The 13567-nt window shown below is 36.5% G+C and carries 13 protein-coding genes and 1 tRNA gene; 13 read left to right on the forward strand and 1 reads right to left on the reverse strand.

What is annotated here, in order from left to right; translation table 11 throughout:
• Nucleotides 1-9: 9 nt before the first annotated feature.
• Genes C5L23_RS05200 through C5L23_RS05230 form a run of 7 tightly spaced genes read left to right on the forward strand, consistent with a single transcriptional unit; the run spans nt 10 to nt 6553 of the window.
• On the forward strand, nt 10-483 hold the full coding sequence (locus C5L23_RS05200) for a DUF2634 domain-containing protein (protein ID WP_133264393.1): 474 nt from the start codon (nt 10-12) through the stop codon (nt 481-483).
• Complete coding sequence (locus tag C5L23_RS05205; protein ID WP_133264394.1) at nt 480-1622, forward strand: baseplate J/gp47 family protein; 1143 nt, start codon at nt 480-482, stop codon at nt 1620-1622. Before C5L23_RS05200 ends, C5L23_RS05205 begins: the two co-directional genes overlap by 4 nt.
• Nucleotides 1615-2145: a putative phage tail protein gene (locus C5L23_RS05210; protein WP_010007781.1), complete on the forward strand. Its 531-nt coding sequence runs from the start codon at nt 1615-1617 to the stop codon at nt 2143-2145. Before C5L23_RS05205 ends, C5L23_RS05210 begins: the two co-directional genes overlap by 8 nt.
• Complete coding sequence (locus C5L23_RS05215) at nt 2145-4856, forward strand: pyocin knob domain-containing protein (protein WP_133264395.1); 2712 nt, start codon at nt 2145-2147, stop codon at nt 4854-4856. The genes C5L23_RS05210 and C5L23_RS05215 overlap by 1 nt, the downstream gene beginning before the upstream one ends.
• A 55-nt stretch (nt 4857-4911) precedes the next feature.
• The gene (locus C5L23_RS05220; protein ID WP_010007778.1) at nt 4912-5373 is read left to right on the forward strand and encodes a phage holin family protein; all 462 of its coding nucleotides are present in this window, start codon (nt 4912-4914) and stop codon (nt 5371-5373) included.
• Between the two features lie 2 nt (nt 5374-5375).
• Nucleotides 5376-5663 carry a holin gene (locus C5L23_RS05225; RefSeq protein WP_010007777.1) on the forward strand — a complete coding sequence of 96 codons (288 nt, stop codon included), beginning with the start codon at nt 5376-5378 and terminating at the stop codon, nt 5661-5663.
• Nucleotides 5663-6553 (forward strand): peptidoglycan amidohydrolase family protein, encoded by an 891-nt coding sequence (locus C5L23_RS05230; RefSeq protein WP_010007775.1) that lies wholly within the window; start codon nt 5663-5665, stop codon nt 6551-6553. The genes C5L23_RS05225 and C5L23_RS05230 overlap by 1 nt, the downstream gene beginning before the upstream one ends.
• 51 nt (nt 6554-6604) lie before the next feature.
• Here C5L23_RS05230 and C5L23_RS05235 read toward each other — a convergent pair whose 3' ends face one another.
• Nucleotides 6605-6955 (reverse strand): hypothetical protein, encoded by a 351-nt coding sequence (locus C5L23_RS05235; protein ID WP_010007773.1) that lies wholly within the window; start codon nt 6953-6955, stop codon nt 6605-6607.
• Nucleotides 6956-7470: 515 nt separating this feature from the next.
• Here C5L23_RS05235 and C5L23_RS05240 point away from each other — a divergent pair.
• The 6 genes from C5L23_RS05240 (at nt 7471) to C5L23_RS05265 (ending at nt 13453) form a co-directional block, all read left to right on the forward strand.
• Nucleotides 7471-7542 (forward strand) — tRNA-Asn (locus C5L23_RS05240).
• 348 nt (nt 7543-7890) lie between these two features.
• The gene (holA, locus tag C5L23_RS05245; RefSeq protein ID WP_133264396.1) at nt 7891-8892 is read left to right on the forward strand and encodes a DNA polymerase III subunit delta; all 1002 of its coding nucleotides are present in this window, start codon (nt 7891-7893) and stop codon (nt 8890-8892) included.
• A 32-nt stretch (nt 8893-8924) separates the two neighbouring features.
• Nucleotides 8925-9584 (forward strand): VTT domain-containing protein, encoded by a 660-nt coding sequence (locus tag C5L23_RS05250; protein ID WP_010007770.1) that lies wholly within the window; start codon nt 8925-8927, stop codon nt 9582-9584.
• Between the two features lie 142 nt (nt 9585-9726).
• Nucleotides 9727-10593, forward strand: a complete 867-nt coding sequence (gene dapA / locus C5L23_RS05255) for a 4-hydroxy-tetrahydrodipicolinate synthase (RefSeq protein WP_010007769.1) — start codon at nt 9727-9729, stop codon at nt 10591-10593.
• Between the two features lie 3 nt (nt 10594-10596).
• The gene (locus tag C5L23_RS05260; RefSeq protein ID WP_133264397.1) at nt 10597-12465 is read left to right on the forward strand and encodes a ribonuclease J; all 1869 of its coding nucleotides are present in this window, start codon (nt 10597-10599) and stop codon (nt 12463-12465) included.
• Between the two features lie 49 nt (nt 12466-12514).
• Nucleotides 12515-13453 (forward strand): hypothetical protein, encoded by a 939-nt coding sequence (locus C5L23_RS05265; protein ID WP_010007768.1) that lies wholly within the window; start codon nt 12515-12517, stop codon nt 13451-13453.
• Nucleotides 13454-13567: the final 114 nt, after the last annotated feature.

Below are 13567 nucleotides of genomic sequence, written 5' to 3' on the forward strand. Positions count from 1 at the left end.
AATCATGATATGGATGATGACCAAATAGTACAAGAATATCCATCAGATGACGTTAATATCAATGATCAGGAATATACTGATGATGAATTAGACGATACCATAGCTGAAGAGATTGATGACAGTGAAGAACAGTCGTTACCGTCTTTGACGTATAGAGTTGAGAACGGGCGAATTCGTTCTATGGTTGATGGACAAGATGCAATTATGCAAGCTATTCAAAAAATACTTATGACAGAACGTTTTGTTTTTGTAATCTATGATGAACAGTATGGCCACGATATCAATGAGCTAATCGGTAAGGATATGGATTATGTTTATGATGATGTTGAACGCGTTATCCGAGAAGCGTTATTGGCAGATGATAGGATTGATGATGTTGAAATTTTAAAAAAAGAAATTGTTGAAAAGAATAGTTTAGAAGTAGCAATAACGGCTTCCACCATATACGGTGAAGCCGTTTTTAATATGGAGGTAAAAACATGACAACTCCGGAACAATTAGCAGATAGTATGCAACTATTTACTGCTGATTACTTTATGAATAATGCTCTAGGTCGTGTACCGGATAATATTGATACTCGCCAGGGATCTATCATTTATGATGCTATAGCACCAGTGGCGCAATCATATCAAGAATTAGCTTTAAATATGCGTAATATTATTTTGGAAAGTTATATTCAAACGGCTTCAGGCGAATATTTAGATTATCGCGCACAAGAAAAAGGTACGTTCAGGAAGAAAGCAACATTTGCTGAGGTTATTGCTGAATTCTACGACGATAATGGTGAGCGAACTTCTGTAGAAATTGGTGATAGATTTGCAACTATGAGCGCCAATCCTGTGTTTTTCGCAGTCAAACAAAAAAATGGTCAGGGTTCGGCTACTCTAATTGCTGAAACGTCTGGCATAACTGGTAATACCTATTTGGGCCAAATTTTACCGGTCACAGCTAATGATAGAGTATCGATTGCAAAGATTACGAGTATTACCGTCCCAGCTCGTGATAATGAAGCTGATGATGAATTAAGACAACGCTTATTAGAAACAGCAAACGTCATTAAGTATGGCGGTAATGTTGCAGATTATATTGATATGACGCTAAAGCAAAATGGTATTGGTGGTGTACAAGTTTATCCAGTATGGAATGGTGGTGGAACTGTTCGACTAGTCATTATTAATAACGAGTTTGATGTTCCAAGTCCAGAATTAGTCAATGAGATTAAAAACATTATTGATCCCAAACAGTACGAAGGAAAAGGGTATGGATTAGCACCCATAGGCCATAGTGTGACTGTTGCAGCGCCAACCATTAAGACAATTAGTATTTCAATGAAAATTGTAGTTGATAATACAACAACGTTTGATTTAGCAAAGGAAAACATTAATAAAATGTTATCCAAAATATTTTTGAATCTCCGTAAAAAATGGGACACCTTAGTTAATGCAAGAGACTATAACTTGACTGTATATAGGGCAGCAATCATCGGTGAAATAATCAAAATTGATGGTGTTGTTAACGTGGAAAGTTTACGACTAAATGGTCAAGATAATGATATCTCTCTTGTCTTTAGTAATGCTTTACAAGAACTGCCTGTTTTGGGGGAGGTCAATGTAAATGGCTAATTATAGATTGATGAGGTTAAAGAATTTCTTGCCAGAGTATTATGACGATATCTATGACATGCAAATGTTGCTTCAGGTGGAGCAATCTCAATTAGATGAGTTACAAGCAGCTTTTTCTCAATCACATCAGAATATGTTTGTCTTAACTGCTGATGAATCGGCCATTAATATTTTTGAATCTATTTATAACTTAAATGGTACCGGATTGAGCTTAGAAACCAGACGATATAACGTGTTAACGGCAATGCTGCCACCTGAACCAATAACACTCTTATATATCAATAACTTAATTAGGCGTCTTAATATTAATGCGAAAATCGAGTCTGTTTCAAAAAATTATCATGTTAATTTACAGATGTATGAAGTTGATGGAGAGTCTAGTCATCGATTAGATCAGTTACTCCAACGGTTTTTACCAGCAAATTTGACGTATACAAAGATACTTAATGAAACAAGTAATACACAACAAGATATTAATATTGGCGCAGCTCATGCCACATCTATTGAAATCGGGGGAAAGTGATGGAACAATTTCAACAACCAGTATTATCAAGTAAGTTTTTAAATTTATTGGCTAACTCATCGACAACGGCAGATAGCATCGTCTTTAAACGTGCTATTGTTAGTTCGGATAAACATAGTATTAGTGATTTGAAAGCGTTCGATGATACTTATATTCAAACAATAAAAAAGGTTTCAGAATCAACATTTTCAGATGTTCAGCAAAATGATAATAGCTTAGTTCTTGTGACAGTTTTCTCTTCAAACGGTAATCCTGTAAATTATGAGATTAACACGGTCATCTACACCGCAACGTATAAGGGACAAGAATTTTTAGCATTCTCTCAAATTGCTAATTGGCCTATTAAGGTTCCTGCAGGTAATGAAGCCGAAGTTTACAATTTAACGCTTAAGCCTAAATTAGTTATATCGTCTACTAGTGCTATTGCAACAACTGTTAGTCCAGACTCTTTAGCCACAAATGAACGAGTTGATAGTAAGGACACTGCTTTGCAGAAACAGCTAGATGATGCTTATAAAGATCGTCGAAGTATTTGGGATAATTTTTCAAAGTTTATGACAAAAAAAGGTACCCAAACTATTGATGCTCTATTGACTTTTACCCAGAAGATACAAGGACGTATTACCTTGGCAGATAAAGCTGATAGTGCTGATAAATTAACTAAAACCAAAAAATTAAATGGATTTGATTTTGATGGTAGTGCTGAAGAATACAACATTCCAGCCGATTTAAAGCCAAATTATTTGTGGGATGGCGCTGACTTAGATAATCTGAAAGTTCCAGGTCTATATGTTGGTTATAAGGTTAAACCGAAAGGGTATAATGCACCAATTAATATCAGCATATTAATAGAAGCTACAGATGGCCGCTATTCTGTCAAACAGATGAAAACCGATTTTGATACCAAGATTATTAGTGCTCGTTTTTATAGCAATAACACATGGTCTACATGGGATAAGTTACCTTCTGAAAGTAGTACTAATGATTGGAGTGGAGATAATACTTTCCAAAAAGAAATTGTCGCGAAAAAAGGATTGAAAGGCAATGCCACGACATCTAGCACAGCTGATAAGTTAAAAGAGGGTGATCAGCAAGTGAAAGGTAGCTTCACCTTACCAAATGACAATTCAATGCTTAGAGTTGGTAATGACGGAGACATGGCCATTGTTAAAAAGCAGGGGAGTCAAGGCACATTTGTTGTTGGTGCTGGTCGCTCGTTTATTATTAATAAAAGTGATAAGTTGCCTGTTAATGTTACAGATAATATGAATAAAATATTTGAAGTAACGCCCACAGGGATAGTTATGGCTAATCGCTTTACTGGTTCTGCGGATAAGTTAACAGTCCAAGACAGCTCTAATACAGATCTTGATAAATTAACAACGGATGGTATATACAAGGTATGGGGCGTTAAATTAACAAATTATCGTGGTGGTTGGACCGTTTATGGGACAGTGGCTGTTACTACTTACGGTAATAATATTCAACAAATAGTTTTTGAAAATAGTGATAATACAATCAATGTTCGTTGGTTTTCAGCTAATAAGTGGACTGATTGGGGTGTCGTTGCTAGGGATAATCAAGCGACAATTTGGAAAAGCAGTCAAACTTTTCAAGGTGGATTAGAAATCAGTCACGCTACACCATTTATTGATTTCCATTTTAAGAATAGTACTAAAGATTTTACATCAAGAATTATTGAGGATATTGAGGGGCGTCTTGCCTTTAGAAAAAGCGATGGCAGTGTTGGCACTATATTAGCAAACTTGCAAGGTAATGCTGATACGGCAACTACTGCCCGTTCACCACAAGTTATTGGAATACTGCCAAATCAAAGCCTAAACGATTATAAAACACCGGGTTCTTACTCATTTCAAGACGGTAAAATTAATAATTCTCCCGTAAATAACTGGTTTTCACTTTCAGTTATTTCAATTGGGTCATATAACGGTACGCAAATTTTACAAGATTCTAACACGGGAACTATTTGGATTCGTGGTTGGAGTTCAACTAATACCTGGACAGAATGGACTCAAATATCCGGATTGAATAGCGATAATAAGTGGACTGGTAAACAAGAATTTTCTAAGGCCATTGTTGGTAATTTGCAGGGGAATGCTGATACGGCAACACGTACTGGAATGATTGATATTTCTAATAATACTAATCTCAATGATTTAAAGGATAACGGAAACTATTCATGTGGAACAAACAATACGTACAATAGCCCTGTTTCTAGGTGGTTTACCATTGTCGTTGTGCGAAATGGAGACTATAACGGAACTCAAACATTGACTGATACAAACAGCGGTAATGTTTGGGTAAGAACGTGGAGTAGTGGTAACCAATTTACAAATTGGGAAAAGATGAGTAAAGATAACACTGTCGTTCACAATAGTGGCGATCAGTACATCAATGGTCGTGTTGGTGCAAAGTCATTTGGTGGTAACGCTGACACGGCAACAAATTTGCAATTACAATATTTGCCAAAAGGTTTCCACGTTGATGGTATTAAAAGTAGTGGCACTTACACACAAATTGACGGTGATATAAAGGGATTGCCAGCATATCCTGTTTGGGGAATTATGGAAGTTACCAGTAACGGCAATGATGTTATTCAAAGATTTAACGTAACTAACGGGGCAGATGATATCGTATTTTGTCAAAGAAGGTTCGCATTAAATGAATGGTCTGGCTGGAAGAAGTTTTAGTAGCTGGAAACAGCAAAGTTAAGGAGTAAGCAAATGAAAATGCATAGGAGTATACATGGAACAATTATTACAATATTTATTCGTTAATTTAAACGGGGCTACTGAAACAGCAGTCCTTTTTATTTTGGTCTTTTTTGACACCTTCTTAGGGTCACTATGGCGTAAAAGAAATGGGGTTGCACGGACAAGTGGTGGTGGACTAGGTGGTTTAATCACGTCCATTCCACTGGCATTGATGCCGATTGTGATTTGGGGGTTCACAATTTTAATATCAGTTGTTCCCAATCATCTTGGTGGTCGTGATTTTACTTTTCAACCGCTGATTTTTGATGTGATTTCATTTATTGTCACGGTGATTATTGGTTCTTATATGTTGAAATCAATTTATGCCAATATGCAGCTGTCTGGTATGGATATCCCGCCATTTTTAAAAAAGTGGGTGGAAGATGAGTACCATGTGAAATTACAGAAAATTGAAGATGAACCGCAAGCAGCAAGCAAAGAAAGAGAGCAATGAGTATGGATTTAATTACATTTTTTAACCTGGCAACCGCCACTGTTTATGGCTTTATCGCCTTACTAACATGGGTGGCTATTCAAGCCGTTAAACAAACTAAAGTGGATAATCGTTATCTACCGTTAATTTCAATTATTTTAGGCACTTTGATTGGTTTTATAGCGGCCCACTTCATTTATGTCACAGATGCTTGGTTAGGGGCAGCGTTCGGCTTTATTTCTGGGTTTGCTGCTACTGGCCTAAACGAAACACTTAATCACTATGCTTTTAATCCTAAGGAGGAAAAATAATGGCTTATAATGTTGCTGCAGCGATTGCAAATATGCGATCAGGAAAAGGTCGCACGATTTATTCAATGAATTACCGTCAAAACGAGAACCCACGAATGCGAGATTGTTCAAGTTCGATTGCTGAAGCACTTTTGGCTGGTGGTGTTAATGTTTATTATGCTAACGGAATGGCACCCAACACAGTTGGTATGTTGCAAATGGAAGGAACCAAGTTCCAACGGATTACTGAGGCACAAGCCCATACAGGAGATATCTGTATTATGGGTGGTCGTGGTGGTAACGGGGGTGCTGGACATGTCTTCATGCTAACGTCTGATAGTGATGAAATTGAATGTACCCCCAATGGTTGGAATGGTGCGGGCGTCTATGTTGATGCCTCTTCAGTTGTTACTGCTTATGCTATTAATGAAGGTAACTATGGTTATTTGAAAACGATCGGTTGGCAAATGGATTGGTTCCGACCTATTGCCGGTGGTACTGCAACAAACGGTAGTCATGCCATTCAAAAGAGTAATAGTAATCCGGTCGACCAGGTACTGGATATTGGCTCTAAAGTACGCTTTGATGGTTTTTATCATTTGGATTCGATGCAAGAATATGGTGATGAGGGGAAGTACTATGCTTACAACCAACAGATTAGTTATGGTTTGCCCGACTATAATAACTACATCCCCATTAGTGAGTTAACTGAAGTTGATAAGAATGGAAAACCAACCAAGGATCAGTTGTTTGATTTCAAGCCAGGCTGGTTGGAAAATACTTACTTCCGCTTTAATGGTACTTACAAGGTGATCGATATTGATGAAGAGAACAATGCCGTATGTATTGAAATTGGTGGGGAACCCGTTTGGACTACAGCAGCAGTATCAGGACTAAAAGAAGTTAAATAGAAACTAAAAAACACCTCGCTTAGTTGCGGGGTGTTTTTTATTTGAATTTCCTTACAAATTATATTTGTGTAAATCAACATCCTCTAAAATAAATGTGAATGTTTTTCCCGTTGGTAGGATACTTTTGAATTCTCTGCCTTGACATTTAATTGCAACTTCATCCGACTGTATATTTTTGATCAGTTGTTTTAAGTCCTCAGCTGTCTCTACGTTACCATTACTGTCGGGTGTAAAAGTTAAAGAATTATTATCAATTTCTATATTGTAGCGATAATTTGATTTCGTATCGTTATTTCCAAGATTGTCGGCTAACAAATTTTTTCTAGTAGAGAAAAGTAAGTCGATATGCTTAATAGGTAGTAGAGCATTATTTAGTTCATATAATATACGTTCTTTTTTCATAGAGTACCTCTCATTGAGGACAATGATACTACTATTTACCTTAAAAAACCGACAACAACTCCTACTAATATATTTTCAAAATTCAGATAACTGTTTTCAATTAAATAAAAAAGCACCTATGAGAAGTAGGTGCTTTAAATGGGAGAGGTTTTGCTTCATAATTAGGAAGGTAAAACCTAGAAGAAATCATCAAGTATTAAGGTACTCGAATGTCTACATTGTATCACTATCATGATATGTTGTGGGGACTTATAGGTGCTTTAATCGTCAAAAATGATTTTATAGAAATGTTTTGATAGTCTCAGGAATATTGAAAAAGGATGCCGTTTACCCACAAGTAACAGAAACACATCAAGAGGCTGATGACACTCGAGCGAAAGCAGAACAGTTAGCTAAGGCACAACAAACAAGCACTAACTGATGCGCAAGCTAAGGTTAATGAAGTACAAAACTGAATTAACCATTGACAACTAATAGGTTTTAAACTAGTATTATTCTCTGTTAGTTGTTTTAATTGCTCCATAGTTCAGCGGTAGAATAACGCACTGTTAATGCGCAGGTCCCTGGTTCGAATCCAGGTGGAGCAGTAATAAAAAAGCACCCAGTCGGATAATTCGGTTGGGTGCTTTTTATTTGGAATAGTATATAATTTCACTGTTAGCGGAGCAAAATCATATTAGGAGAAACCATCAAGCTGGGCTGCTTGACTATCCATAGTGTAGCACTAATTAAATTAATTGAAAAATAAAAGCGCATAATCTGTAAAATATGTACACCTTGCTATCAAATGATTGTACAATCATTAAAAGTGGTATTTATTGGGGTTGGGAAAAAGTTGGGAACAGCTGCCTCTAACACTGATGTATCAGGGTGTGTTATGATAACATATGAATATTTTGGTCATGAGGGCCGTTTTAAGGTGAAATGTCAACAAGATGAATTTAAAACAACTCCAGCAACAAATTGAAAATGATGCAGTGGCCAATTTTTATGTTGTGACTGGTGAAGAAGACGCGTTACTTGCATCAGCTTATCGTTTATTTCAAAGCCTGATAGCTGATGAAGATCGTGATATGAACTTGGCACAATTTGATTTAAGTGAAGTAAATTTAGACACTATGATTAATGACGCGATGTCAATGCCCTTTTTTGGTAATAAAAGAGTGACAATCGTTGATAATCCACAATTTTTGACAGCAACGGCTAAGGTTAATAACCATGACCAGGAGTTGCTATTAAAGCTATTACAACAGCCTAATGCAGAAAACGTAATTGTCTTTTTTGTTAAACAATTAAAGTTAGATAAGCGAAAAAAAATAACAAAATTATTGTTGAAACAAGCTGAAATAGTTGACCTACCTTTGTTAAGTGAAAAGCAATCTCAACAAGCTATCGCTGGCTATTTGTCTCAGCGCAATTATCAAATGACACCAGAAGCAATGACTGAGTTACTAAAACGGACAAATGCCAATTATTCTAACATGCTTAATGAAATGCCAAAGTTATTGGCATTTGCACATAAAGCAAAGAAAATTGAACTATCAACCGTCCAAGCTTTAGTACCAAAAACCTTAACTGCTAATGTCTTTGATCTTGTTAATCATGTTATCCAAGCCAAAGTAGAAGAAGCCTTAGTGTTGTATCGTGATTTATTATTAAGTGGTGAAGCGCCATTGCGCCTCAATGCTGTATTAACTTCTCAATTTAGGTTGCTCTTACAAGTTGCAGGGTTACAGGGTAATGATAATGATATTAGCAAACAGCTTGGTGTCCACCCATATCGTATAAAGTTGGCAAAGCAGTCATTACGACAGTACAAGCTATATGATATTCGTAATGGCTATCTCAAAATGTTGGATATTGAAATCCAACTTAAAACAACACAACATAATCCGGAACGTTTATTTGAATTATTTGTTATGAATTTTTCTAAATAATCACGATATAATAATTTTCTAAGGAATAAGTAATGACTTTTTTGATTGATTTTATTTTACATATTGATACCCACATTTCTAATTTAGTAAGTGCCTTTGGCCCTTGGACCTACTTAATTTTGTTTGCAGTGATATTCATTGAAACCGGCGCCGTGATCATGCCATTTCTTCCAGGAGATTCATTATTATTTGCAGCGGGAGCCATTGCTGCATCACGGCCAGATGTCTTAAATCATTGGGTATTTGGTATCTTGTTTTTTGTTGCTGCTGTTTCTGGTGATTCACTTAATTTTTGGATTGGCCGAACGTTAGGCTACAAAGTGGTTAGGCATCGTTTTTTCGGTAAATTCATTAAAGAAAAGCAAATTAAAGAAACCGAAATGTTCTTCAATAAGAAAGGGGCTAGTTCAATTATTATTGCGCGTTTCTTACCGATTGTGCGGACATTTGTGCCATTTGTTGCAGGGGTTAGTCAATTCTCTTATACGCATTTTTTGAGAAACAATATTATTGCTGCTTTCTTATGGTCTTTAATCGGGACAGGTGCAGGTTATTTGTTTGGTAATATTCCATTTGTTAAGGCACATTTTTCGGTCATTATATTAGGTGTGGCGTTTGTGACGATATTACCAACGATTATTAGTGTCTTGCGTTCAATAGTTATTCAACGTCGGTCTAAATTAACTAAATAAGTTGCACTTTGAGAAGAGATATTGATAATGAATTGACGTGCGATGGCACGTTTTTTTGTGCTAAAATGTAACATAAGTGCAGACGAAACAATAAGCAATATAAGCTATCTCATTTAATTTTTTACAGAAAGATTGGAGAAAAATGAAAAAAGCAGAACTTTTAACGGCCATTATTACACCTTTTGATGAACAGAATAAAGTTAACTTTCCAGCTATGGATCGTTTAATGGATGCTCTAATTGAACAGGGATCTGATGGCTTTGTTGTCGGTGGAACCACTGGAGAGTCAGCTACGATGACTCATGACGAACAGCTTGAAGTTTATCGTCATACGGCTGAATATATCAATGGTCGCGTACCTTTAATTGTGGGAACAGGTAGTAATAATACACAGGCATCCATTGACTTTACAAAAGAAGTGAGTCAAATTGATGGTATTGATGCTGCTTTGGTGGTCACACCTTACTACAATAAGCCTAACCAAAAGGGGATGTTGGCACATTTTAGTAAAATTGCTAATGAAGGTGGATTACCGGTTATATTGTATAACATTCCTGGACGTTCAATTGTAAAGTTAGATAATGAAAGTGTGATTGAGCTTGCTAAAAATCCAAACATTATTGGTGTTAAACAGGTAACCTCAGTTGAAGACATTAAGTTTATTGTTGAGAACACAGCGGATGATTTTCTAGTCTATTCGGGAGAGGACGCGCAAGCGTTAGCTGCTAAAAAAGTAGGCGCAAATGGTGTGATTTCAGTTGCAAGTCATGTTGTTGCAAAAGAAATGCATGATATGTATGCTGCATTTGATGCTGGTAATGTTGCAGACGCTGATGCAATAAATGCAGTATTAGTTGATAAAATGAAGGCGGTATTTATGTTGCCTTCACCAGCACCAGTTAAAGCTGCTTTGAACCATATGGGAATGCGTGTTGGAACACCAAGATTACCCATTCTGCCGCTTGATGAGCAGGAAGAAAAACAACTATTTAAGATTTTAGGAATATAATATATGACAGATTTAAGCATTATTCCATTTGGCGGCGTTCGTGAAAATGGTAAAAACATGTATGCGGTAACCGTGCATGACAAAATTTTTATATTAGATGCAGGATTAAAGTATCCCGAAACTGACCAGCTTGGCATTGACGTTGTTGTACCAGATTTTGAATATTTAATTCAACATAAAGAAGACATTGCTGGTGTATTTTTATCTCACGGTCATGCCGATGCTATTGGCGCTTTGCCTTATTTTTTGCAACAAGTCAATGCACCAATATTTGGTTCTGAGTTAACGATTGAATTAGCTAAGTTAGCAATTAAAGATCAAGAAGCACTTAAAGATTATGATGATTATCATGTTGTTAATGCTAAAAGTGAAATTGATTTTGGCGATGTGATTGTATCATTTTTCAGTACGACACACTCTATTCCCGAATCATTGGGAATTGTATTGGGAACAGAATATGGCCAAATTGTCTATACAGGTGATTTTAAGTTCGACCAAACAGCGGAGAGTTATTATCAAACAGATTATGCGCGCTTAGTAGAGGTAGGCCAAAAAAAGGTTTTGGCTTTACTAGGGGACGCTGCTGGTACAGAAAATACAGCAGAATCTGTTAGCGAGTCACACATTGCAGACTACATTTTGGAAACATTCCGAGACAACAAGAAAAAAAGAATTATTGTTGCTACGGTAGCTTCTAATATTCAACGTATTCAACAAATTATTGATGCAACAGCCGCAACACGGCGTAAGTTGATTCTTTCAGGAAATGATATTGAAAATGTTGTGCGTACAGCTATTCGTTTGAAAAAGTTGAGATTACCAATTCCGGAAGCTCAATTGTTTGTGAACTTGAAACGATTAAAGGATATTCCAAATCACGAAGCAGTTGTGTTGGAAACTGGGCGAATGGGCGAGCCAATTAAGCATTTAAGTCGCATGGCCAATGGTGAAGATCCTCATGTTAGGATTGGATCAGATGACCTTGTATTTATCACAACGACACCTGCAACTGCCATGGAAGGTGTCGTTGCTAAAACAAGAGATGCATTGTTCAAGCAAGGTGCGGATGTGAAGGCTATCAGTACAGATTTGCGCTCTAGTGGTCATGCTTCTCGCAAAGACTTGCAGTTTATGATTAATATTCTTCATCCAGAATTCTTTATGCCGGTTCAAGGTGAATACCGTGTTATGAATACAGCAAATCATGCTGCCCAAGAAGTTAACATACCTGAGTCTCATATTATGATGGCGATGAAAGGTGATCAATTTAAGTGGCAAGAAGATCATTTCGAATTGAGTGATTCATTCACTGTTGGTGAAACATTGATTGACGGTGCCGGAATTGGTGATATCGGAAATGTTGTTTTGCGTGATCGCAAAATATTATCAGAAGATGGTGTGTTCATATCTGTTGTTACTATTGATCGTAAGAAGAGAGAAGTTGTATCTAAACCGAAACTAACATCTCGTGGCTTTGTATATGTTAAAGCTAATCGTGATTTGATGAAGGAAGCATCTGATTTAACTGTCAAGCAAATTGAAGATTATCTTCAAACAGCAAAGTCTTTTGACTGGAACGACCTAAAGAGCAGTGTGCGTGATGTTTTGTCAAAATTCTTATATGAACAGACACGTCGCCGCCCAATGGTGATGCCTGTGGTTATGGAAGTTAATCAAAATCGTCGTCCTAATCGTCGTCGCGTATCCACAAAAAAGATTGAACAAAAGTCGGTTGTTAAACGCGGTAAGGTACCGACGAATAAAAAGAAAAAAGTAACACAAAATACACATCAATCGCCTACAACATCTCCCAATAAGCCACATAAAAAAGTAACAAACAAGGAAAATAGTTCAGAGAAAACAAATAGTTAGATATTTGATGAGATTTCAACCAGTTTGCTTAATCTAGAAAGGAGTAAACATGGATGAAAACAAACCTTTAACCCCTGAAATCAAAGCGTTGATGAATCGTTCCCAAACCGAGATAGATCAAGAAAATTGGCATGACGCATCACAGACATTAAGTGAGTTGTATGAATCATTACCAACTTTTGAGGTTAATTATAAGCTTGTAACCACACTATTTATGGATGAGCAATATCAATTAGCAGGTTCTTACGCAGATGATTTTTTGGGTGAATATTTAGAGTATGAAGATAATTTCAGAATGCTTGTCGCCCTATCAGTTAAAACGCAAAACTTTGTTTATGCACATCAGCTGATTATGTTATGGGATGATGGGGATGACGGTAAATTACAACAAACGCTGTTGAATGAAGTAAAAGAGGCTGAAAATAAAGCCAAAGACAAAATGGCAGCGACGTTTCAGACAATTTCGCGTCAATTTTATCACATGAGTGATTATGATATTGCTGAGCAACGTAGTCGATATGAGTCTGCGCGCCATTTGCCAGTTGCTGATTTCATTAAAGGTGCTCGTTTCTTATTATTGGATCCGTATACTTTGCCAGTCATTCGTGCAACATTATTGGATGATTTACAGAAATTAAATATTAATGAAGTCATTCAATATCGTTGGTTAGACAACGATATTTACACGGTTAATTTGTCAGAAATTAATGCTTTGACAGATAACACGGTATTTTTAGATATTGCAAATGAATTAGAACAACAAGTTGGCCAAAATGATCCAAATGCAATGACCGCGTTAACACATGAATTACGTCTAGAGCTAACACTTTTATATCCACGTATAGCAGAAGTGATTACCGATGCAAAGCAGTGGGTTGCTGTTAGTTTGTCACATTATTATCAAAGAAGTATGCCAGACGAGCCCAAACAGCAGTCAGAATGGCATCACAAAGTATTACAGATGACGATGAACATTTTCAAAAATTAGTTTGAAAATGAGTTTACATTCTCTTAATAAGTCGATATAATACTATTTGGCTGCGGAAGCCGCAAAAAATGCAAGCTTTTAATATTGTCTTTTAATTGTTTGCGTTGTAAAATA

Origin of the sequence: Leuconostoc fallax (genome assembly GCF_004354645.1) — a bacterium.
Taxonomy (GTDB): Bacteria; Bacillota; Bacilli; order Lactobacillales; family Lactobacillaceae; genus Leuconostoc_B; species Leuconostoc_B fallax.

Excerpts from the sequence above, each read along its gene's own strand:
- C5L23_RS05260 (WP_133264397.1), top strand. The coding sequence starts at position 10,597 with ATGACAGATTTAAGCATTATTCCATTTGGCGGCGTTCGTGAAAATGGT.
- C5L23_RS05235 (WP_010007773.1), bottom strand. The coding sequence starts at position 6,955 with ATGAAAAAAGAACGTATATTATATGAACTAAATAATGCTCTACTACCT.
- C5L23_RS05250 (WP_010007770.1), top strand. The coding sequence starts at position 8,925 with ATGACTTTTTTGATTGATTTTATTTTACATATTGATACCCACATTTCT.
- C5L23_RS05265 (WP_010007768.1), top strand. The coding sequence starts at position 12,515 with ATGGATGAAAACAAACCTTTAACCCCTGAAATCAAAGCGTTGATGAAT.
- C5L23_RS05220 (WP_010007778.1), top strand. The coding sequence starts at position 4,912 with ATGGAACAATTATTACAATATTTATTCGTTAATTTAAACGGGGCTACT.
- C5L23_RS05215 (WP_133264395.1), top strand. The coding sequence starts at position 2,145 with ATGGAACAATTTCAACAACCAGTATTATCAAGTAAGTTTTTAAATTTA.
- C5L23_RS05200 (WP_133264393.1), top strand. The coding sequence starts at position 10 with ATGGATGATGACCAAATAGTACAAGAATATCCATCAGATGACGTTAAT.
- C5L23_RS05230 (WP_010007775.1), top strand. The coding sequence starts at position 5,663 with ATGGCTTATAATGTTGCTGCAGCGATTGCAAATATGCGATCAGGAAAA.
- dapA (WP_010007769.1), top strand. The coding sequence starts at position 9,727 with ATGAAAAAAGCAGAACTTTTAACGGCCATTATTACACCTTTTGATGAA.
- C5L23_RS05225 (WP_010007777.1), top strand. The coding sequence starts at position 5,376 with ATGGATTTAATTACATTTTTTAACCTGGCAACCGCCACTGTTTATGGC.
- holA (WP_133264396.1), top strand. The coding sequence starts at position 7,891 with ATGAATTTAAAACAACTCCAGCAACAAATTGAAAATGATGCAGTGGCC.
- C5L23_RS05205 (WP_133264394.1), top strand. The coding sequence starts at position 480 with ATGACAACTCCGGAACAATTAGCAGATAGTATGCAACTATTTACTGCT.
- C5L23_RS05210 (WP_010007781.1), top strand. The coding sequence starts at position 1,615 with ATGGCTAATTATAGATTGATGAGGTTAAAGAATTTCTTGCCAGAGTAT.